General features: G+C 32.1%; 21 protein-coding genes. 15 read left to right on the forward strand and 6 right to left on the reverse strand.

Annotation, left to right across the window (positions count from 1 at the left end; genetic code table 11):
• The first annotated feature begins 159 nt into the window (after positions 1-159).
• Positions 160-2961 carry a 2-oxoglutarate dehydrogenase E1 component gene (locus ACSUE0_RS04550; protein WP_119614868.1) on the forward strand — a complete coding sequence of 934 codons (2802 nt, stop codon included), beginning with the start codon at positions 160-162 and terminating at the stop codon, positions 2959-2961.
• Positions 2962-2974: 13 nt separating this feature from the next.
• Complete coding sequence (gene sucB, locus ACSUE0_RS04555) at positions 2975-4237, forward strand: dihydrolipoyllysine-residue succinyltransferase (RefSeq protein WP_119614869.1); 1263 nt, start codon at positions 2975-2977, stop codon at positions 4235-4237.
• A gap of 682 nt (positions 4238-4919) precedes the next feature.
• Here sucB and ACSUE0_RS04560 read toward each other — a convergent pair.
• Together ACSUE0_RS04560 and ACSUE0_RS04565 are read right to left on the reverse strand one after the other, a co-directional pair.
• Positions 4920-5468 (reverse strand): helix-turn-helix domain-containing protein, encoded by a 549-nt coding sequence (locus tag ACSUE0_RS04560; RefSeq protein ID WP_436956273.1) that lies wholly within the window; start codon positions 5466-5468, stop codon positions 4920-4922.
• Positions 5469-5688: 220 nt separating this feature from the next.
• Positions 5689-6567, reverse strand: coding sequence for an AraC family transcriptional regulator (locus ACSUE0_RS04565; RefSeq protein WP_436956275.1), 879 nt, complete (start codon positions 6565-6567; stop codon positions 5689-5691).
• Between the two features lie 120 nt (positions 6568-6687).
• Between ACSUE0_RS04565 and ACSUE0_RS04570 the strand changes: the two genes are divergently transcribed.
• From ACSUE0_RS04570 to ACSUE0_RS04600, 7 genes are all read left to right on the forward strand, one after another.
• A complete protein-coding gene (locus ACSUE0_RS04570) occupies positions 6688-7554 on the forward strand; it encodes a sugar phosphate isomerase/epimerase family protein (RefSeq protein ID WP_436956277.1) in 867 nt (288 codons plus the stop codon).
• Positions 7555-7662: 108 nt separating this feature from the next.
• Positions 7663-8553: a sugar phosphate isomerase/epimerase family protein gene (locus ACSUE0_RS04575; protein ID WP_119615001.1), complete on the forward strand. Its 891-nt coding sequence runs from the start codon at positions 7663-7665 to the stop codon at positions 8551-8553.
• Positions 8553-9698, forward strand: coding sequence for a Gfo/Idh/MocA family protein (locus ACSUE0_RS04580; RefSeq protein ID WP_436956279.1), 1146 nt, complete (start codon positions 8553-8555; stop codon positions 9696-9698). Before ACSUE0_RS04575 ends, ACSUE0_RS04580 begins: the two co-directional genes overlap by 1 nt.
• A gap of 26 nt (positions 9699-9724) precedes the next feature.
• On the forward strand, positions 9725-10732 hold the full coding sequence (locus tag ACSUE0_RS04585) for a Gfo/Idh/MocA family protein (RefSeq protein ID WP_436956281.1): 1008 nt from the start codon (positions 9725-9727) through the stop codon (positions 10730-10732).
• Between the two features lie 154 nt (positions 10733-10886).
• The gene (locus tag ACSUE0_RS04590) at positions 10887-11456 is read left to right on the forward strand and encodes a dihydrofolate reductase family protein (RefSeq protein ID WP_436956283.1); all 570 of its coding nucleotides are present in this window, start codon (positions 10887-10889) and stop codon (positions 11454-11456) included.
• A 27-nt stretch (positions 11457-11483) separates the two neighbouring features.
• Positions 11484-12302, forward strand: coding sequence for an ATP-binding cassette domain-containing protein (locus ACSUE0_RS04595; RefSeq protein ID WP_436956285.1), 819 nt, complete (start codon positions 11484-11486; stop codon positions 12300-12302).
• A 1-nt stretch (position 12303) separates the two neighbouring features.
• Positions 12304-13005: an ABC transporter permease gene (locus ACSUE0_RS04600; RefSeq protein ID WP_119614134.1), complete on the forward strand. Its 702-nt coding sequence runs from the start codon at positions 12304-12306 to the stop codon at positions 13003-13005.
• 104 nt (positions 13006-13109) lie between these two features.
• Here the strand turns inward: ACSUE0_RS04600 and ACSUE0_RS04605 are convergent, their stop codons facing one another.
• Positions 13110-13310: a hypothetical protein gene (locus tag ACSUE0_RS04605; RefSeq protein ID WP_042362709.1), complete on the reverse strand. Its 201-nt coding sequence runs from the start codon at positions 13308-13310 to the stop codon at positions 13110-13112.
• 216 nt (positions 13311-13526) lie between these two features.
• On the opposite strand from ACSUE0_RS04605, the gene ACSUE0_RS04610 reads away from it, so the two are divergent.
• The 6 genes from ACSUE0_RS04610 to ACSUE0_RS04635 all read left to right on the forward strand — a co-directional run bounded on the left by ACSUE0_RS04610 (position 13527) and on the right by ACSUE0_RS04635 (position 20996).
• Positions 13527-14339 carry a VOC family protein gene (locus ACSUE0_RS04610; protein WP_119614135.1) on the forward strand — a complete coding sequence of 271 codons (813 nt, stop codon included), beginning with the start codon at positions 13527-13529 and terminating at the stop codon, positions 14337-14339.
• Between the two features lie 18 nt (positions 14340-14357).
• Positions 14358-14561, forward strand: a complete 204-nt coding sequence (locus tag ACSUE0_RS04615) for a DUF6501 family protein (protein ID WP_042362710.1) — start codon at positions 14358-14360, stop codon at positions 14559-14561.
• A 163-nt stretch (positions 14562-14724) separates the two neighbouring features.
• Positions 14725-15516, forward strand: a complete 792-nt coding sequence (locus ACSUE0_RS04620; protein WP_436956440.1) for an ATP-binding protein — start codon at positions 14725-14727, stop codon at positions 15514-15516.
• A gap of 12 nt (positions 15517-15528) precedes the next feature.
• The gene (locus tag ACSUE0_RS04625) at positions 15529-17418 is read left to right on the forward strand and encodes a vWA domain-containing protein (protein WP_436956287.1); all 1890 of its coding nucleotides are present in this window, start codon (positions 15529-15531) and stop codon (positions 17416-17418) included.
• Positions 17419-17541: 123 nt separating this feature from the next.
• Positions 17542-18885, forward strand: coding sequence for a branched-chain amino acid-like transporter carrier protein BrnQ3 (gene brnQ3, locus ACSUE0_RS04630; RefSeq protein WP_436956289.1), 1344 nt, complete (start codon positions 17542-17544; stop codon positions 18883-18885).
• 602 nt (positions 18886-19487) lie between these two features.
• Positions 19488-20996 carry a BCCT family transporter gene (locus tag ACSUE0_RS04635; RefSeq protein WP_436956442.1) on the forward strand — a complete coding sequence of 503 codons (1509 nt, stop codon included), beginning with the start codon at positions 19488-19490 and terminating at the stop codon, positions 20994-20996.
• A gap of 283 nt (positions 20997-21279) precedes the next feature.
• Here ACSUE0_RS04635 and ACSUE0_RS04640 read toward each other — a convergent pair whose 3' ends face one another.
• The 3 genes from ACSUE0_RS04640 to ACSUE0_RS04650 are packed head-to-tail and all read right to left on the reverse strand — an operon-like array spanning position 21280 to position 23347.
• Positions 21280-22410 carry a toxic anion resistance protein gene (locus tag ACSUE0_RS04640; protein WP_119614139.1) on the reverse strand — a complete coding sequence of 377 codons (1131 nt, stop codon included), beginning with the start codon at positions 22408-22410 and terminating at the stop codon, positions 21280-21282.
• Between the two features lie 30 nt (positions 22411-22440).
• Complete coding sequence (locus ACSUE0_RS04645; RefSeq protein ID WP_119614140.1) at positions 22441-23064, reverse strand: 5-bromo-4-chloroindolyl phosphate hydrolysis family protein; 624 nt, start codon at positions 23062-23064, stop codon at positions 22441-22443.
• A gap of 13 nt (positions 23065-23077) precedes the next feature.
• Entirely contained in the window at positions 23078-23347 is a 270-nt protein-coding gene (locus ACSUE0_RS04650; protein ID WP_119614141.1) for an acylphosphatase, read from the reverse strand.
• Between the last annotated feature and the right edge of the window lie 237 nt (positions 23348-23584).

A 23584-nucleotide genomic window follows, 5' to 3' on the forward strand; every position in this document is an offset into this window, starting at 1 on the left:
ATATATTTACTGGAGGTGAGGTATAAATCTTATTATTATAATTAGATTTATATTGCACCTCCTTTTTTCGTATTAGTGAGTTATTGGTACTTTAATTTGTATATATTTAATGCTATTATTGATTTGTAAGCGTTTCAACTATTTTGTGGAGGGTGTAAAATGAGCAACGAAAGTCAGGTTTCCGAGGCACCTGTAAATTTCGGAGCAAATCTTGGATATGTTTTAGATTTATATGATATATATCTAAATGATCCTGGTGCAGTTCCTGAAGATTTGCAAGTCCTTTTTAGTACAATTAAAAACGGTGAAGCAAACATCACAACAAATAATGAAAGTCAGAGTAACATAACTAAGGGAGATAGCACAATCAAACGTGTTATGCGCCTTATCGATAATATTCGTCAATATGGGCATTTGTTGGCAGATATTTATCCAGTTAATAGGCCTGAAAGAGAAAATGTTCCCAAATTAACAATAGAAGATTTTAATTTGGACAAAGAAACACTTGAATCAATTTCAGCCGGTATTGTTTCTGACCATTTTAAAGACATTTATGATAATGCATATGAAGCAATTGTACGTATGGAAAAACGTTACAAAGGTCCAATTGCCTTTGAATATACCCACATTAATAATAATAGAGAACGTGTGTGGTTAAAGCGTAGAATTGAAACTCCATACAAAGCAACATTAAATGATAATCAAAAAATCGAACTATTTAAAAACTTAGCCCACGTTGAAGGTTTTGAAAAGTATTTACACAAAAACTTTGTTGGAGCTAAACGTTTCTCCATCGAAGGTGTAGATACTTTGGTACCTATGCTACAACAAACATTAAGAATTGCGAGCGACGAAGGCATCCAAAATATCCAGATAGGTATGGCCCATCGTGGTAGATTAAATGTTTTAACACATGTTTTAGAAAAGCCATATGAAATGATGATTTCTGAATTTATGCACACAGATCCGATGAAATTCTTACCTAAAGATGGTAGCTTAGAATTAACATCCGGCTGGTCTGGTGACGTTAAATATCATCTTGGTGGTGTGAAAACAACCCAATCATATGGTACTGAACAAAAAATCTCCTTGGCGAACAATCCAAGTCATTTGGAAATCGTATCACCAGTAGTCCTTGGTAAAACACGTGCTAATCAAGATACAACTGATAAACCAGGCTCAGTAACTACGGAATTTAAAAAATCTATGCCTATATTAATTCATGGTGACGCCGCTTATCCTGGACAAGGTATTAATTTTGAAGCTATGAACTTAGGTAACTTAGATAGTTATTCAACAGGTGGTTCACTACACATTATTACAAATAACCGTATAGGCTTTACAACCGAACCGCAAGATGGCCGTTCTACAACTTATTCTTCAGATGTTGCAAAAGGATACGACGTTCCAATCATGCATGTAAATGCTGATAATGTCGAGGCAACGATTGAAGCAATTGAAATTGCAATGGCATTTAGGAAAGAATTCCATAAAGATGTAGTTATCGATTTAGTAGGTTACCGTCGCTACGGTCATAATGAAATGGATGAACCATCAATTACAAATCCACTACCATATCATGAAATACGTAAACATGAGTCAGTTGAAATCTTATACGGAAAACAACTTGTCAGCGAAAATATAATTTCAGAAGATGAAATGAATAATATCATTGACGAAGTTCAAAAAACTTTAAGAACTGCTCATGACAAAATTGATAAAAACGACAAAATGGACAACCCAGAAATGCAAAGGCCTGAAAGTTTAGCAGAACCAATACAAAATGACGATTCGCAATTAAGCTTTGAACAGTTAAAAGAAATTAATGATGCAATGCTTACTTATCCGCCAAACTTCAATGTATTGAAGAAGCTAAATAAAGTACTAGAGAAACGTAAAGAGCCATTTGAAAGTGAAGATGGATTAGTTGACTGGGCTCAAGCAGAACAATTAGCTTTTGCAACTATCACTCAAAATGGAACACCAATACGTTTAACTGGTCAAGATAGTGAACGTGGTACTTTTAGTCACCGTCACGCTGTGTTACATGACCCAGAAACTGGAGAACAATATGTACCATTACACAATGTTCCTGATCAAAAAGCAACATTTGAAGTGCGTAACTCTCCATTATCAGAAGCTGCTGTTGTAGGTTTTGAATATGGCTATAATGTGCAAAATAAATCATGTATGACTATTTGGGAAGCACAATACGGGGACTTCTCAAATATGGCTCAAATGATTTTTGACAACTTCTTATTTAGTTCACGCGCTAAATGGGGCGAACGTTCAGGACTAACTTTATTCTTGCCTCATTCATTTGAAGGACAAGGTCCAGAACATTCATCTGCACGTTTAGAAAGATTTTTACAATTAGCTGGGGAAAATAATTCAACTATCGTTAATTTATCTAGTTCAAGTAACTATTTCCATTTATTACGTGCACAGGCAGCTAATCTTGGTACACAGTCTATGAGACCATTAGTAGTTATGTCACCGAAGAGTTTATTACGTAATAAGACTGTTGCAGATCCTATCAGTAAATTTACTTCTGGTAAATTCGAACCAATTTTAGCAGAAGATCACGATAAAGCATCAGTGAAAAAAGTTATTTTAGCATCAGGTAAAATGTTTATTGATTTAAAAGAGTATTTGGCTAAAAATCCGAATGATTCTATTTTAATCGTAGCAGTAGAAAGACTTTATCCTTTCCCTGCTGATGAAATTAATGCATTATTAAACGAATTACCTAATTTAGAAAATGTAGCTTGGGTACAAGAAGAACCTAAGAACCAAGGTGCATGGTCATTCGTTTATCCTTATCTAAAAGAATTAACAACTGATAAATATGATTTAAGTTATCACGGTCGCATCCAACGTTCAGCTCCCGCTGAAGGTGATGGTGAAATTCACAAACTCGTACAAAATATGATAATCGAACAAAGTACAAACATTAACTAGGGGGAAGTTAAGCATGCCAGAGGTAAAAGTTCCAGAATTAGCAGAATCCATAACAGAAGGTACCATTGCAGAATGGTTAAAACAAGTCGGTGATAGCGTAGACAAAGGTGAAGCTATTGTTGAATTAGAAACAGACAAAGTGAATGTAGAAGTTGTTTCAGAAGAAGCAGGCGTGCTTCAAGAGCTATTGGCTAATGAAGGCGACACTGTAGAAGTTGGTCAATCAATCGCAGTTGTTGGAGAAGGTAGCGGTAATAATACTTCCGAGTCATCAACGAAACAAGAAGATACAAAAGCAACTGACAATTCAAATAAAGAACAACAATCATCTGAATCAACTGAAAGTAAATCAGATATGTCATCACAAGATAATGGACAACGAGTAAATGCTACACCATCTGCTCGTAAATATGCCCGTGAAAAAGGTATTGATTTATCTGAAGTATCACCATCTTCTAACGATGTAGTGAGAAAATCTCATGTTGATCAAAGTCAACAACAATCAAATACCCAACAATCACAACCAGCTGCTAAAGAAGAAACTAAAAAACCAACGCAACAAAACCCATCAAAACCAGTTATTAGAGAAAAAATGTCTCGTCGTAAGAAGACAGCTGCCAAAAAATTATTAGAAGTATCTAATAATACAGCTATGTTAACTACTTTTAACGAAATCGATATGACAAATGTTATGGACTTACGTAAACGTAAGAAAGAACAATTCATCAAGGACCATGAAGGTACGAAACTTGGTTTCATGTCATTCTTTACAAAAGCAGCTGTAGCAGCGTTGAAAAAATATCCAGAAGTAAATGCTGAAATTGATGGCGATGACATGATTACTAAACAATATTATGATATCGGTGTTGCAGTTTCTACAGAAGACGGTTTACTTGTACCGTTTGTTAGAGATTGCGATAAGAAAAACTTTGCCGAAATTGAAGATGAAATTGGTAATTTAGCTAAAAAAGCGCGTGACAAAAAACTTGGTTTAGATGATATGGTTAACGGATCATTTACAATTACAAATGGCGGTATCTTTGGTTCAATGATGTCTACACCTATCATCAACGGTAGTCAAGCTGCGATTTTAGGTATGCATTCAATTATAACTCGTCCAATTGCTATCGATGCAGATACAATTGAAAATCGTCCAATGATGTACATCGCTTTAAGCTATGACCACAGAATCATTGATGGTAAAGAAGCTGTAGGTTTCTTAAAAACAATTAAAGAATTAATTGAAAATCCAGAAGATTTACTATTAGAATCTTAATCCACAACACAAAATAGTTTACTAACCCTAATACAACGGCGTTCAGCGTCGTTGTATTTTTATAGTTATATATAATTTTAAAAGTCCTGATCAAAAACCATCTAATTTGTATAAAGTTATATATCAAAAAACTTAGAAAGCAAAAGAGAGTGGCATATAGGCACAATTTTCAAATTCGTAGGGTTGGGCGTCAGAAATTCTATTATAACGTTAAAAACGCCTTTAAAATACAAATTCTAAATATTTAACACTTAGGAATTTAAAACACACACTTTCGGAATTATAAAACATTCACAATATAAAATTGTTATTATGTAATGTAAGATATAGGTTTAAAATTATTTGTAAAAGGAATGATTTTATAACTTTTTAAAATGCTTTAAAATTTGGTATCATTATGTCATTAGTCATGTGCACAGCTTTTTATATTATCCCGCCACCTGAACACATTTTAGGGAAAATAGTTTATTCATTAATTACTACTTGCATAGGTTTATTGCTAGTTTATTTTATAATAGGCAAAGAAAACATGAAAAGAAGATAATACTGAAAGTTCATAAACAAATTCTAAATCTAATATTTTATTAACTTTATGTAATAAATGATGATTAGGAAGTACATACGAAAACATACACAGTAAAAGAGAGTGCCTACACATAAAATTGCGTAGGCACTCTTTAATTTAATAATGAATGACCATGTTCAGTCTCATTGTTGTCTCATGCTCGTTTAAATATTTATGAAACGTGTTCCCATTAAACTTTATTGATTCATTTGTTTTCACAACAACTCGTTCGTCACCCAATACAAGGGTCAATGTACCATCAAATACAGTAATATATTCATTTGCACTTGAGCCATGTGGTTCTCCATTCATGGCGCCTCCAGGCTCTATTACAACCATATGGCTTTCAAATTTTTTGGCAATATCAAATTTGAAGTAAGGATAAACGCTATATTTATGCTCAGGTGACAATAAAGGTTGTATGTCTTGAACCGTAATTTTTTTTACAAATTCTTCATTGTCTTGTGTCAATTCCGCAAAAGATACTTTTAAACCGTTAGCAATTTTCCACAATGTAGTAATGGATGGTATCGATTCTTTGCGTTCAATTTGTCCTAACATCGTTTTACTTACCTCTGTAAGAACTGATAAATACTCTAATGAATAACCATTTTGTTTTCTATATAATTTTAGATTTTCTGCGATAACGTCATTGATTTCTTTCACCTAAAAACACCTCATATTACAATATAACGTACAAAAAGAACAATATAAAGTACTACGTTATAACGTTTTTAAAGACGTTATAACGTAGTATCCGGTGGGGTAGGGGAGCTTGTTATGCTTAAATACCTTCATGACAACGTTTTGTGGAATGAAATCATCTCACAAAATTATTTATAATGACCACAACTATATTCGTAAAGTAGACTTATCACTATATTATTTAACCATTTGTTAAATGTTGTTGATAATAACTTTTAGGACTACATCCGTATATTGTTTTAAAACGTCTATAAAAATTCGAATAATCAGTAAATCCACATAAAACTGCTACTTGTTGAGGGCTTTCTCCTTTTTTTAACATTCTTTGTGCATTTTGTAGCCTTATTTGTAATAAATAGCGGTAAGGAGGATATCCTACTATTCGTGTAAAGTACTGTGTTATTTTATATCGACTAACATAGAATTTCTTTTCCAAATCTTCTAAAGATATCTGGTCAGCATAGTGTAATTCCATATAATCTAAGACTTGTCTAACTAACTGCATTTGTGGATCGTCATCCATCTTTGCTTCAGTATTTTCTATGGAAACTCTGTTGAGCAATACGAAAAATTGAGTCAACATAGATTCTTCAGCTAGTTTTTTGCCGTATCTATTATTTTCTTGCTCATTCAAAAGGCCTTGTAGTAAATAATAAAGCTCCCGTTTTTGTACTTCTGTTAACTGTAGTGAATGTTTAAAGTTAGGTGATTTGGTATCAAAACATTGCATTAAATTACATTCAGGAGTGGAAAGTGACTCTAATAACTGCGCATCGAACCTCAGACCAATTCTTTCAGCGTGTCCCTCCATCTGTTCATTCAACTGATGAAATTCGTACGGTGTAATTACCAACATAGAACCCACGTCTAATTGAAATTGCTGTCCCTCAATCGTGTACAGCATATTTCCAGATAGTGAAAAGAAAATTTCATAATGATCATGATAATGTAGCTCATTACCAAAGTGGCCATCACTAATTTTATGCCATACTGCATATTCTCCCTCGAATGGTAGTGAAATAGTATCAAATTTTAGTTTAAATGTTTCATCGTCTAACATTGATAGACCTCCCGCTCAAAATACAATCTTTTTATCTTTTTTTACAATGTTTAAAATTTTCTAATAATTTATACTCACATTATAACACTTAAAGTTTATTATTATGAAAGGATGATTTATATGGCCAAACCACAAATTGGAGTACAGATGATGATGTTAAAGCAAAAAGTGAAAGAAGATGGGATCTACAATGTATTGCGAACTATTCATGGTCTTGGATACCAAGCTGTAGAAGTCTCACAAATTGAAATGACCCCTCATAACATTTCTGAAATGCAAAAAGCCATCAAAGATTTCGATATGAATATTGCTGCCATGTCATGTGGAGTAGAAGATATTTCACCTGATCAAAAATATCCTGGAGATACTTTACAAAATGATTTTGAAAAGATTGTTGCAGATTGTAAAGCAGTTGACTGCAATATATTAAGAATTGGTATGTTGCCGGTGAATTACATGGGGTCAAAAGACCGTATACTAAACTTTGCAAAAATTTGCGATGATTATGCACAACGATTAAAAGCAGAAGGCATTGATTTATATTATCACGCACACAATCTTGAATTTGTTCGCTATGACGGACAATTTATGCTTGATTTAATGCGCGATAATACAGAGAATTTAGGATTCGAATTAGATGTACACTGGATATGGAGAGCTGGTCTTAATCCTATAGACGTTATACCAAATTATGCGCAACGAATTCGCGCAATCCATTTAAAAGATTTTCGCGTAGGCGAAATAGACATGGATCAATATCCTGGTGAAGGTCATGAAAAGATATACTATATGCTACATATGATTACGCAATTTGCAGAACTAGGTGAAGGTACCTTACCTTTAAAAGACATTATTGAAGTTGGGTTAAAAAGTGGTAGTGAATACTTCTTCGTTGAACAAGATGAATTGTATGGTGCCGATCCTTATGATTGCTTAGTTACAAGTCGAGATTATTTATTAGAACTAGGTTATAAACATTGGTTTTAATATCTGATTACAATTATAGGCAAAGTGGAGATTTCACAAATTCACGACCAATAAAATGTAAGCGATTACAATAATGTGCATTATTTTAAAACAAATGGAGGTAAATTCATGCTAAATAACATTGCTATATCAGGTTTTTCTGATGAAATTTCATCAGATTTAGACACACAATTGCAAAAGGTATCAGAATTAGGTATGCGTTACATTTCATTACGTGGCATTGACGATGAAAATATAGGTGATTATACAGTCGAGAAAATAAAGAATAACGTTATACCAAAATTAAAAGAATGGAATATTTCAGTCTCATCTATTGGTTCTCCAATAGGTAAAATATACATTCAAGATGAAGAAGCATTCGAAAAACAATTAGATGTCTTAAAAAACTTGTGTCAAATCGCAAATGTATTATCTTGTAAGTATATTAGAATTTTCAGTTTTTATATACCTAAAAATCAAAATTTTGATGATTACCAACATACAGTCATTAAAAAATTAAAAGTATTTGCAAAAATCGCAAAGCAATATAACGTCGTTTTACTGCATGAAAATGAAAAAGATATTTTCGGTGATATAGCTCGTCGTTGTAAATTCATCCTTGATGAAGTAGAATCTGACCATTTTAAAGCGATTTTTGATTTTGCCAATTTCGTTCAATGCGGAGAAGACACACAAGCTTGTTATGAACTCTTAGCACCTGACATTGAATACATCCACATTAAAGATGCGGTCTATAAAGACAGTATTAACGTTGTTTGTGGCACAGGCGATGGCCAAATTGAGTCTATTCTTAAACAAGCGATAGATAGCGGCTATGAAGGTTTCTTGACTTTAGAACCTCATCTTGTTGTATTTGATGCAATTAAAGATTTAGAAATAGAGCATTCTACTGAAACAATTCAAAATACAGCTGCAAAAGATGGCGCTGAAGGATATCAAATTCAGTATGAAGCGCTTTTAGAAATTTTAAAAAATATTGAAAATAAGGAGAATGTATAATGACAAATATTCGTTTAGGCATAATTGGATTAGGAGCGCAAGGCAATACTTATGCTAACTTTATCAATGAAAATAAAGTGAAAAATGTAGTTATTGGAGCAATTTGTGATATCGATCCTGATAAAAAAGCATTAGCTAGCGAAAAATATCCAAATACGCCTTTTTATAAAGATTATATCGATTTATTAGAAAGCGGAGATGTTGATGCTATTGTGACAACAGTACCACATTATTTGCATACTGATATAGGTAAAGCCGCATTGGATAGAAACATACATGCACTATTAGAGAAACCAGCTGATATCTATGCCGAAAAAGTAAAAGAAATTAGTGACTTAGCCGCTTCTAAACCTGAATTAACATTCGGTATTTTCTTTAATCAAAGAACCAATCCACTTTATCAAAAAGTTAAAGCCTTAATTGATGATGGAGAAATCGGACAAATTAGACGTACAAATTGGATTATTACTACTTGGTGGCGTCCGCAAGCATATTATGATCAAAGTTCATGGCGTGCAACCTGGAATGGAGAAGGTGGTGGTGTATTAGTTAATCAAGCACCACATCAAATAGATTTAATGCAATGGTTGTGTGGACTACCAGAAAAAGTATATGCCAATGTAAAGTATGGGTCTCAGAGAGATTTAAATGTTGATGATGATGTGACGACCGTATTAGATTACGGTAATGGGGCGACAGGTGTTTTCATCACATGTACTCATGATGTCATAGGCACGGATCGACTAGAAATCACAGGAGACAAAGGAAAAATCTTAGTCGAAGATAGTAAGAAAATAACTATCAAACGCTTAAAACAGTCAGAAAATGAAATGAACCAAACCATGACTTGGGCAGATGTAGCAGAAATCTTCAAAGGTGACGGTATGGGAGATATCTATGAGATAGATACTTTTGAATTTGATAGTGTATGGGGGAAGCAACACATAAATGTACTTGAAAACTTCGCTGCAAATATCATTGATGAAACACCGCTTATAGCACCTGGTAGCGATGGAGTTAATGGCGTTAACTTCGTAAATGCAATTTATCTTTCTAGTTGGTTAGGCAAAGAGGTAACATTGCCTGTAGATCCAACAGAATTCAAAAAGGCTTTACAACATAAAATCAATACAGAAGATAAATAAATCCACCTATAACAGGAGATGATAAAATGTTGAAAGTTGGTGTAGTCGGTTTAGGAGATATCTCACAAATTCATATACATGCAATACAACAAAATCCTAAAGCTCAATTAATCGCAGTTTGTGATGAAAATGAGTCATTAAAAAACAAATTACCTCATAGCAATTTTTATAATAATCTAAATAACATGTTAGATTCAGAAAAGTTAGATTGTGTTCATATTTGTTTACCTCACCACTTACATGTATCTGCTACTACAACATGTGTTGAAAAAGGTGTACATGTATTACAAGAAAAACCCTTAGCTGTGAATGCGAAAGAAGGACTCGAATTAGTCGCTTTACAACGTCAATATTCAGAAATTAAGATAGGTGTATGCTTCCAGAATAGATATAACGACACCTTCCAGACATTAAAAAACATTGTTCGAAGCGGACAATACGGAGAGGTCGTTGGAGTAAAGGGTCTTGTTACATGGTTTCGACCTGAATCCTATTACACAAAGAAACCTTGGCGTGGACAAATGGCTTATGCAGGCGGAGGTGTTCTAATCAATCAATCCATTCATACATTAGATTTAATGCAACTACTTTGCGGGAATGTAACCTCTATTAAAGGAACCGTATCTCAATTATTAGATTATGATATTGAAGTAGAAGATACAGCATCTGCACATATTAAATTTGAAAATAATGCGAACGGTATGTTCTTTGCTACTAACGCTAATTTTGGAAATTCAAGTGTAGAGTTACAGGTTATATTTGAAAACGAAAAATTAACAATTAAAGATAATATACTTACACGTATGAATAAACAAGGTTATAAGATTCAAATTAATGAAGATGAAAAGCTAGATGGTGATAAATCGTATTACGGTCCTAGCCATGGCAAGTTGATTAACCAATTCTACGATTGCATTATTGAAGATACTGATGATTATATACAGCCTAAAGATGCATTAGCATCTATCGCCATGATTGATGCTATACAAAAATCTTCCAAATCAAACAGTGTGGTTCATTTTGCTAGTAATTAAATAGTTTTATTATCATTCATAATTTATTGCACATCGATTTTTATCGTTGTGCATTTTTAATTCGAATATAATTATATTAAAATTATTATCAATTGAATTTATACATATATTTCCATATACTAAACATAATATCGATAACAGTAGGTGTATTAATGTGAACAATCAATCAAAAGTTATTTTAGACCTCGCCGTAAGTCTCGATGGCTATATAGAAGGGCCAAACGGAGAAATTGACTGGTGTATTATGGACCCAGAAATGAATTTCAATACTTTTTTAAAACAAATTAGCGCTATCATATTCGGTAGGAAAAGCTATGATTTATGGGGGACTTATACACCTCAATTAGGTAATGAAGAAAATGGAGACTATAGTATGTGGCAAGAGATTCACAGCAAACAGAAATATGTATTTACGCACCAAAAAAATCTTGTTTCTGCAGATGTCGAATATATAAATCCAGAAGATATGCTAGTTAATATAGACAAAATAAAAGCTCAACAGACTAAAGATATTTGGTTATATGGCGGTTCTAATATTATAACTTCTTTTATAAATAATGACTTAATTGATGAATATCGCTTATCTATACACCCTATTGTGTTAGGTTCTGGAAAACCTTTATTTGAACATTTAGCAAATAGAATTAATCTGATACATGTAAAAACTAATACGTACCAAAGTGGCGTTGTACAACTTATATATAATAAAAACAAATCATTATAGCTGCGTATTGTATAAAGGAGTATATATATGACTGAAATAGCAGTAGAAATGGATCAGGTAACATTAAAGCTTAACAATAAAACAATCATCAATAATTTATCATTTCAAATACCCAAAGGTTCAATCACCTTATTAAAAGGGAAGAATGGCGTCGGTAAAAGTTTGACACTCAAATTGATGACAAAATTAATAACACCAAATACCGGTATTATTAATGTCTCTGGCTACACAAGTTACGCGCCTGACAGTTTCCCTAAAAACATAAAACTAACAACAAAATCATTTCTAACAACTATTCAAAATTTGAATATGAAGCGGAAATCTGACAGTCATACCGTCGATGACTATTTAGCACTATTAAACCTATCTTCATTACAAAATACTAAATTACATCATCTTTCAAAAGGCTCTTTACAAAAAGTGAATATCATCCAAACTTTATTAACGGATGCGGATATAATGGTGTTTGACGAACCATTTTCAGGTTTAGATAAAATGTCAGAAGCACAATTTTTAACTCGTTTAAAACAACTATCGAAAACTAAAACAATAATTATTACAGATCATGATTCTAATATTGAACATACAATTGCGACTCATATATTAAGTTTAGATGATTATACATTTATGCCACAATCTAATTATCAAGAATTGAAGTCTATCACGATTACCAACCAACAATATGTTAGTGAAATCATTGAACGTGATTTAGCGTCGTGGGTATGTGCTAAATTAACTTCAAACCATCAATATGTAACCTTGCAAGTTGACAAACAAAATTTAAATGTCGTTTTACAACATTTACTAAAGCATAATTGCGAAATAATCGAAGTAAAGGATCTTTAAAATGCTATATTCTTTTTTAAAATATGAACATCTAAAATTTTTAACATCTTATCAATTCATTGCACCGGTATTTACATACTTACTGTGGGTCATTGGCATTTATATCTATCGAGATATGCCTGTGCTATCAAGCTATGGCTCTACAGCGATTGGTTTATTTATAGTAATGACGTGGATAACTATTATTAACTTCAGTCGTGACACTTTAAATGAACGTCATATTTTCTATATGCAATTAAAATCAAAGGCTACTTATTTGTTAATAAAAATACTATATTTATATATATTTAGTACATTGCTGCTTATTTTCTCATTGATCTATCCATTTTTACTTAATGTATTTGATAAACCTGTTTCATTTAATTTTGTCTTAATTGGGATAGTTACTCATCTGCTATTAAGTATGTTTGGTATTGTATTAGGCGCTTTTATTACAAATACGAAAATTGCCACTAAATCTTACAGGTGGTTATTAACAATATTTATTATGCTCATCATTTTCACTAAAGAGGTACTTATAACGACCGTACCATTTACAAAATGGTTATTCTGGTTATTACCACCAATTAGCAATCTTTTAAATCAATTGAATAGCGATAATTTGTCAATTCTTAATATCCATTTCCTTCTGTTATGTTTATTTGCTGTAATTTATATTTTAATAGCACTTAAATTGCTTATTGTACTATTTAAAAAGACCTAATTAATTCACTATAAAAAGACATCCCTACAAGTTAGAATGTATAACAATCTTGTAGGAATGTCTTTTTATTGATTTAAATAGTTATAATGTACCTAAAATTACAATTAAGCAATATAAACAAATAGTTCAATAATAGCAATAATTAAAAACACCAAAAATACAACGCCGTAAATATTATTCTTTTTAGCGCTCTGCTCATTTTGAGATTTTTGTTTTGCTTTATTGTTTACGTTAGTGAAGAAGGTAATACCAGAATAAACTGCAATAAGTACGGTTATACCAAACACAAACCACATACCACCCATTATGACAAGCCTCCTTTATTAATAATCAATATACAACTAATCTTTTTATAAGATTAAAATCATGATATATACCTATATTAATACATTTTTTCAGTTCATCCAATGTATATTCTAAAAATTTAATTAATATACACATTTGCCATAAACTTCATCGTATAAATAACGCGTAAAATAAGTTATAATGATTGAAAAGCTATGAATAAAGGGGTTAATATAATGAATGGTCTTAGAAGTGTAACCACAGGGACAGATAATTTAGAAAAAACTAAAACTTTATTTAAAGATGTATTAGGTCTAAACGTTGCAGATAAAGGGCAAGCTCTCCGTTTTGGTGATGCAGAACTAAACTCCGGCACACGTATCCATTTTGTAGAAATACCAAACTATACAAATCAAGAGAATCATATTGAAAATATTGGTTTACGTTTACCAAGTGACGAGGGTTTAGATGAATACCAAACTATCTTAGATGACCATCAAATTGATCATAGTGAAATTACTGATTTAAATGGGCATAAGTATTTTGAATTTAATGACCATAATCATCAGACATTCAATATTTATTCAAACGAACATAATACGGGTGCACCTTTAGGAATGCCCACATTTGATAGTACTGTTAACCCACTGCATCAAATTCAAGGTTTAGGGCCAGTCTTACTTAAAGTAAATGAATTATTACTTACTCAATCTATTTTGACAAAAGTGTTTGGCCTTACGCATTTCGCTGAATACACACCACATCCTGACGCAGACTATAAAGTACAAGTCTTCCGAATCGGGGAAGGTGGTTTAGGTGGGGAATTACACTTACACGCTACTGAAGAAGATTTGAAAATGCCGAAACATGGTATTGTAGAACAAATTGAGTTTGCAACTGAATCCAAAGCACAATTCCAAAATGCATTACAACAACTTGAATCTATAGGTATTCCTTACCAATCGTTAGATCAAGAAGGTGAAAAATCCTTAAGAATTAGTGAAAAAAGTGGTATCACTTTTATATTGACTTTAGAAATTAAATCATAGAAAGAGGAATGTTTATTTATGTTACACGAAACATGGAAAGAAAATACACCAGTGAAAAAAGTTGAAGTTATTCATACAAATGCTAAGAAATTCACAGTTTCTGATATGTTAACTGTTGGGCAACAATATGATGTTATAAATGAAACTGAAGAATATTACCAAATTATTGATAACTCTGGGCTTGTTGGTGGTTATTACAAAGAATATTTTAAAGAGGTATAGAATTAACAAATAAATCTTGCGCTCATATTGTGTTGAGCGTTCAAATAATTTCTTAACAAATAGGGCTAGGGCGAAATATGATGATGTATTCATGCCCCAGTCTATTTTTAATGATTTTTTATAAATAAGTAAGCCATATTTTATATAGAGGAGACAATTCATGATGACAAGTACAAACTATATTAATAGAGATAAAACAGTCTTTAACGATGCAGAAGCTTTAATGCAACTAAATAAAAACATTTTACTAAAAGGACCTACAGGATCTGGTAAGACGAAATTGGCAGAAACATTAAGCGAAACAATGAATCGCCCAATGCACCAAATCAATTGTTCAGTCGATTTAGATGCGGAAAGCCTACTTGGATTCAAAACCATACAAACCAACGACAACGGAACACAAGAAATTGTTTTTATAGATGGACCAGTAATTAAAGCCATGAAAGAAGGCCATATCCTGTATATTGATGAAATTAATATGGCTAAACCTGAGACGTTACCTATTTTAAACGGCGTGTTAGACTACCGTAGAAAACTGACGAATCCATTTACAGGAGAAGTCGTTAATGCAGCACCTGGATTCAACGTCATTGCAGCAATCAACGTTGGATATATAGGAACTTTGCCAATGAACGAAGCATTAAAAAATCGTTTTGTTGTCATTCAAGTAGATTATATCGATGGTGATATTTTAAGTGATGTCATTAAACAACAAAGTCAGTTAAATGACACTGTATTAATTCAAAAAATCATTAAGTTTAATGAAGACTTACGTACGATGACAAAACAAGGTCAAATATCTGAAGAAGCGGCTAGTATTCGTGCAATAATAGACTTAAGTGATTTAGCTACTATTATGCCAATTGAACGTGCCATTCAACGAACAATAATAGATAAGTTAGAAGATGAGCGAGAACAACAAGCTATTTTAAACGCGGTAGAATTAAACTTTTAGTGAGGGATAAACATGAGTGACCGTTTTATAAAATTCAATGACGAGCAGCTAGATGCTAAACAAGTGATGATGCTTCAGGATTTAGCACGTCTTTTATTGAAAAATGAGCAAACACAAGTTAAGATTCAAAAGTTCCCTTATTACGATCCAATTAATAATACTTTAATCACGAGTTCTTTTTGGTCACATAGGGATGAATATGTTGAAACTACAGGATTAAAAACTGACGTCATGCTCGCTACTTATGGTTATCAGATGATGGATGAAAAGGTTGTGAATCATGTTATACAGAATCAGGAGTTCAAACATCCTAAATTCTATCAACAGCTTTTCAAACTACTCGAAGATCAACGCATCTTAAGCACGATAGCAAAGGAACGCCCATCAACAAAATCAGCTATTCAGATGCGTAATGAAGTTAGGCTTAACTACACTAAGACACAAATAAATGTATACAGAACCAAAACTACTTTTACAGATTTATTATTTCTATATCTGGAGGCTTCTTTTATAACAGAAAACTTTTACGATATACCACAAATACATCCACAAATTGATGATGTGTTAAATAATATGTATATGTACTTACCGAACTTTTTCTATAACAAGACTTCTGAAGATAATATGTATTTAGTAGAGCGAATTATGTTCCAAATTGACGATATATTAAAAGAGGATATGCTAAACGAATATTATCATTTACCAAAAAAAGTTTATGAATCTATACAAGCACTTCAATTCGAGGATTTAACTAGAACAGATGCGAGCAATACAGACGGTAGTTCAAATGAAGATAAAGACGAAGATTCAGTAAGTGAAGAGATGGAATCAAATAATCAAGATAGTGCCTCACAAGGTGGCGCATACTTAGAAATGGAATTAAATGAAGGGGAAAATAGCCAAGTCATGGGTGATAATGATAATGCGCGTGAAGGCGATCCTGCTGATGATATGACTGATATGCAAACCAAAAAGGGGAAAGGTTCATCTAATAATATAGAAGACGATCAAGGCGGTTCTGTTGGGCATAATCAAGCTTTCGCTTTAAAAGGAATTAATGAAAACGTCGAAATCAAATGGAACATCCCTGAAATTCAACCTCAATTTATCCACCAATACCAAAAGGTTGAATCTGATGTCCAGTTTGAAACCAAAGATTTAATTCAAATCATACAAAAAACGATTGATAGAGAATATCAAGATGAACGACATAATTTAACAAAAGGCAGATTACAAAAAAACCTACTCAATTGGTTTATAGACGATCAATATAAACTATTTTATAAAAAACAAGACTTAAGTCAGTCATTCGATGCTACGTTCACATTATTAGTAGATGCTTCAGCCAGTATGCAAGATAAAATGGAAGAAACAATTAAAGGTGTCGTACTATTTCACGAAACATTAAAGAGCCTAAATGTAAAACATGAAATATTGGCATTTAATGAGGATGCCTTCGATGCCGATGAAGCAAACCAACCCAATACTATAGATGAAATCATCACATACAATCGTTCTATGATGGATAAAGATGGGCCAAGAATAATGGCATTAGAACCACAAGATGATAATAGAGATGGTGTTGCTATTAGAATTGGTAGTGAAAGACTCATGCGTCGCTCCCATAATCAGCGTTTCTTAATTGTATTTTCAGATGGAGAACCTTCTGCATATAATTATAGCCAAGATGGTATATTAGATACTTATGAAGCGGTTGAAACAGCTCGTAAAATGGGCATTGAAGTCTTCAATGTGTTTTTGAGTCAAGAGCCTATCACAGAAGATATTGAGCAAACGATTCATAATATATATGGACAATACGCTTTATTTGTAGAAGGTGTTGAAAATCTCCCATCCCAATTATCACCATTATTGAAAAAACTATTATTAAAATCATTTTAAATAGGCTAATTTTGACAAATAATAAACGATATATTTAAATATTCTGAAATTTATATGGACGATATCTAATTAACCATGATAGAATAGGTAATATTATTTTATTGGTTAGAAGGAGCAAGTCATATGAATAAAAATACATGGATTATAGGTTTTACATTGTTCGCAATGTTTTTTGGGGCAGGTAATCTTATTTTCCCACCAAATTTAGGCTTAGATAGTGGACAGTATTTCTGGCCATCAATCTTAGCATTTGCTTTAACAGGTATTGGACTCCCACTATTAGGCGTTATCGTAGGCGCGTTAGATAAACAAGGTTATATTGGATCATTAAATAAAATTTCACCTAAGTTCTCTATCATATTCCTAGTCATCATCTATCTTACAATTGGACCACTGTTCGCGATTCCTCGTACAGCATCGACATCGTTTGAAATGACAGTGACACCGATTGCACACACAAATAGTAGTTTAGCATTGTTTATCTTTACTGTAATATATTTCTTGATAGTTTTATATTTATGTATTAATCCAACTAAAATGGTAGATCGTATTGGTTCGCTATTAACACCATTGTTATTGATCACTATTTTAGCAATGATTATCAAAGGATTTGTTGATTATGGTAGTAATTCCCATAGTCAAGCTACTGAAGCATTCACATCGAACTTTGCAGGTTTCTCACAAGGATTCACAAATGGTTATCTAACTATGGATGCCATTGCAGCTATAGCTTTCTCAATGATTGTTGTTAATGCAGTAAAATCAACAGGTATTACACATGCCAATCAAATTTTCAAACAAACGTTAATGGCTGGCGTTATTGCAGCTGTAGCTTTAATGTTTATTTATATCTCATTAGGATTTATAGGTAATCATATGGCAGTACCTCAGGAAAAAATAGCGAGCCTGACTGCAAATGACCAAAATATTGGGACATATTTATTAACGACTATGGCCAGTGTTGGATTTGGAACATTGGGTAAATATTTATTAGGTATTATTGTGGCACTTGCTTGTCTTACAACAGCTTGCGGTTTAGTCGTAGCTGTATCAGAATATTTCCACAGAATTTTCCCAAGAATATCTTATAAAATATATGTAATTGTGTTTACTCTAATTAGTTTTATTTTAGCAAACCAAGGACTTAACTCAGTTATTACTATGTCTGTACCAGTACTAAGTATTGTGTACCCTGTAGCAATTACATCAGTATTACTTATTTTATTAGCACGTTTTGTACCTACAAAACCAATTACACAACAAATTCCCGTTACTATTGTTACAATCGTATCTATTTTAAGTGTCATTCATACACAAGGCTGGCTAAAATTGAGTTTCATTGATAGCTTGCCGTTAAAAGACTATTCACTTGAATGGTTCCCAATTGCTGTTGTGACAACAATCATAGGTTATATTGTAGCTACAGTGGTAAAAAATCAAAAACCAATTGTTTACGAAAAAGAATAATATTTAAAATAAAAGCAAATCGGCGCTTAAACTGACGTTGATTTGCTTTTTTATATAAATAATCGATAAATATATGCTTTTATATTATTTAAACTTTTTACTAATCCCCAATAATATATTGATTATAATAAGCGATATATTTCACAATCATATTCATAAAACACGATGATTTGGAGAAAATGAATTTGAAAAGTCGATTTGATTAGTTTTTAAAAATAAGCTATACTCTTTACTTCAAGTGTTTCGTCAAAGAGCAATATAAGAGTATTATGGTGATAGTCACTTTGTATTTTCATAAGTTCAAAATAGTGTATTTTATAGAATATGACTTTTTAATATAGATAAAACAAGCTTAAATTAATTATTTATGGTTTTCACATAAACAGTTACACCTCTCATATTATAGATTCAGCTTTACTATTTAATGTCCTAATAAATCTCTTATTAAAATTATTAAAAATAGCATCACACACTCAATAATTATATTGTTCAGAACACGTATAATAGAGGGGTCGAATAATATTAAATATTCACAATGGAAAGAAAAATTAGATTGGCCAGTATTTTTAATTAGTGGGGGCATCCTAGTTTTATTTGTACTGATGTCATCCGTTTTTACACAGGCAACTTCGAATTTAGTTCAGAAAGGTTTTCAAATCTCAATTACTTATTTCGGAGCTTTTTGGCAAATATTACTTCTTGCAACGTTTGCCGTAGGTGCGTTTTTAGCATTTTCAAAATATGGTCGTGTTCGACTAGGAAACGCTTCTAAACCAGAAATGGGTTATTTTAGGTGGGCTGCCATCGTAATTACATCAGGCTTAGGCGCAGGAGCTATTTTTTGGGCTGCAGCAGAACCAATGTATTATTTTATAGATGTCCCACCAACAATGGATTCTGATATTAAAAATGGCAGTACTCAAGCCATACCAGCTGCTATGGCACAAAGTTTTACCTCTTGGGGCTTTACAGCGTGGGCAGTTTATGGAGCAATCAGTGGTATAATTATTATGTATGCACACTATAATAAACATTTAAAAATGCGTCCACGTACACTACTATATCCAATTTTTGGTAGTAAAATAGAAAAAAGTAAAATTGGATGGATTATAGATGTTTTTTGTATTTTAGGTGCTGTAGCTGGTACTATTGGTACAATTGGGTTCTTCGGTTTTCAATTTAGTTACTGGTTACATAGTATTTTTGGTATACCAGATAATATAATTACTCAAATATTATCTGTCACAGGATTAATGGTTGTTGTGACCATTTCTGCCACTACTGGCATCGAGAAAGGCATACAATTTTTAAGCAAATTAAATGTATGGCTGGCACTAGCACTTGCAGCATTTATATTATTATTAGGTCCTGGGCACTTTATTATAGATACATTTATATCTTCATATGGTGTTTATATAACTCACTTTTTAGAAATTAGTACATTTAGAGGAAATGATAAATGGGCTGGCACGTGGATGTTATTTTTCTTTGGTTGGTTTATAGGATATGGGCCTTTAATGGGAATGTTAGTTGCTCGTGTATCTAGAGGTCGTACAATTAGAGAAATATTTTTACTTGTATCTATAGTAGCTGCAGTAGTTTCTCATATATGGTTTTCTATTCTTGGTGGTAGTGGTCTATCTTATGAGCTCAAAAACAGTGGTACAATTAGCGGGCCATTAACGAATAATGGATTACCTGCAGCAGTCATTTCAATTGCATCTCATTTGCCATTAGGTACCGTAATGGTAATTGTTTTATTATTGTTGACGTTAATATTTGTCATCACAACTGCTGATACGATGTCGTATTCAATTTCGATGTCTGTTACTGGAGAAGGTGATCCACCGAAAATGATAAGACTCTTTTGGGTTGTTATTATGGGTGTTATATCAATCATTTTAATAAATATAGGGGAAGGTAGTATCAATGCCATTCAATCTTTTATTATTGTTACAGCCGTTCCGATATCAATCATTATGTTGCCAGCAGTTTGGACAGCACCAAAAATTGCACATAAATTAGCTATAGAACAAAACATAGCAGTGAATAAAGAAAAAGAAACTTCAAAAAACAATATTTTAACTGAAAAATCTTCTGATAACGATTAAACTTTTAGCATAGCAATGCCAGAACATATACTATAACTGTTTAAGTTTAGCGCTAAAATAAAATTGAAAGTAAATTTATTTTAGATTCAAAAAGGGCGTATTCATTATTAAAAATGGATACGCTTTTTAACTATAATAAATTTTTTGGCGTAGACGATACTAGGAAAAAATAGCCTTATAACAAGTTTTCACGACTTAATGTACTATCAACAAAAACTCCGAAACATCTATTTATGTCCCGGAGTCACTGATCGAATTAAATATTTAATTAAGCATCAAAAATTTATTTGTTTTGTTTCATATCTAAAAGTTGATTTTGTAATTCAGTTTCAAGTTGATTTAATTCGGACTCAGCTTGTTTACGTTTATTACGACCTTGTTCTTGAATCTGTAGTGTCTGTTCTATTGTTTCAATAATATCATTTTGCGTTGTTTTTAGAGTCTCAATATCAACGACGCCACGTTCATTTTCAGTAGCAGTTGCTAGAGCATTTTGTTTCAGTAGTTCAGAGTTCTTTAATAATAAATCATTAGTCGTATCGGTAACAGCCTTTTGAGCAGTTACTGCGTTTCGTTGTCTCATTAAAGTTAGTGCAATTGACATTTGATTTTTCCACAAAGGAATACTTGTGAGAATAGAACTTTGAATTTTTTCTGCTAATGCTTGATTAACATTTTGAATCATTCGTATTTGCGGCGCTGTTTGTATCGCAATTTGTCTAGATAGTTGTAAATCATAAATACGTTTATCTAATCGATCAATAAATTGTTCCATATCCGATGCAGCTTGCACATCCATCTGATTACCTGTTGATTTTGCCTGCGCTCTTAATTTAGGCACATCTTCTTGTTGCAGATCATGTTGTTTCTTTTTGGCTGCTTCAATATACAATGATAATTCATCAAAATAGTCTTTATTCATATTGTATAATTCATCTAACATATCTACATCTTTGACTAAGTTGTTTTTATGTTTGTCTAACTCGATAGATATGCGATCTATTTGTGAACCAACCGATTGCATCTTTGAAAAAATTTCATTTACAGATGCCTTTGTTCTTCTAAAAATACGCTTTAATTTAGATTGATTTTCTGGATTCAATTCATCAGGGTTTACTGATTTCAGTTTACTCATTAGTCCATTCAACGATTCACCAACTGGTCCAACATCAGTTGTTTTAACTTCATTTAAAATACGGTGTGAGAATTGTGACATATGTGATTGAGCTTCTGTACCATAATTCAATAAGCCATCATGGTCCATGGGTTTTATTTTTTCACTCAACTCATTAATCTTTTGTTGGTCTTCTTGAGTATACTGGGTAGAATTCACGACTTCAGATTCACTTGTAGAATTTTCTTCTATATATTTATCTAATGGATGTGAATTTATATAGTCTTGTTCTCTTGCCATAAAATCTCTCTCCATTCTTGTTTTAATTTGCTACTTCTTATTCCGACTTTGTTCTATCTTGTTTAATTCCATCTCTATATCTAACTTACTATAATCCTCATCATTAATTCTTCTTAAATCAGCTACCAATGTTCTTTTAACTTCATCCAAAGTAATTCTTGTTTGTTCTAATTTTTGTTTTTCTTCTTTAGTCTTCTTAGGTGATTTTGACAACCTTGTATAAGCTTCAATTAAATTTAATGCATTATCAATATGCGAATAGAAGAAACTTTCGACTTTAAAAAATGAACTTGGTTGTTGTTTTACTGCATAAAATATAGCTCGAGATATTCGATAGATTTCATTTACTTGTCTAAAGTCTTTAATAGATCTGACATTTACAAATGATTTGAATATCCGTCTGATTTTATCCTGTGCATTGTTTAATTGACTGTTTACAAAGTGATAATCTCGACGAGTTAGACCAATTTCTTTTAAATATTTTCTAGAAGTTAATCGTTGAGTAGGGAAGTAAAACGTTATAAATGTTGCTATAGAAATCAACAAATCAAAAATAAAATAAATATCTAAGGCAAATATACTAACAAACCATGCGATAACTGCTGCTGGCAAAGCAATAATTGTCCCGAAAATACGAGAAATATTATATCTCAAACTTCATCTTCCTTTATATAGTTTTAAAATCTTTCAATGATTGCTCAATTTCTATCTCTTCAGTAGTAAAGTCCTCAACATGGGAGGCTGGGGAAGCACCTTCTGTAACTGCATTAATAAACTGTGTTAATGATTGTTCATCACCTTGAGCATATATATCAACGTAATTATCTACATTTTCAACAGTACCAACAATATGATACTTTTGTGCTATTTTTTGGGTATAATAACGAAAACCTACACCTTGTACCATCCCAAATACTTTAATGTGTTTACGTTTCATAAAATCACCTCTTAATTAATATTATACGAAATTTAACGCTACAAAACTAATATTTAAGTTTATAAACTGATAGTTTATCGGCCAAAAGTATGAGTCAGATAACTTGATTTTGTATCTTAACTCGTTAAAATATTACACATAGACAAAAATTGTACGTCTCTAAATCAAAATAAGAACGTCTATATTTAGTTTTATTTTATTTCTATTTATAAACATGGGGGATTTAATTTAGAGTAT

This window comes from Staphylococcus sp. AS1337, from assembly GCF_051408735.1.
Classification (GTDB): Bacteria; Bacillota; Bacilli; order Staphylococcales; family Staphylococcaceae; genus Staphylococcus; species Staphylococcus xylosus_B.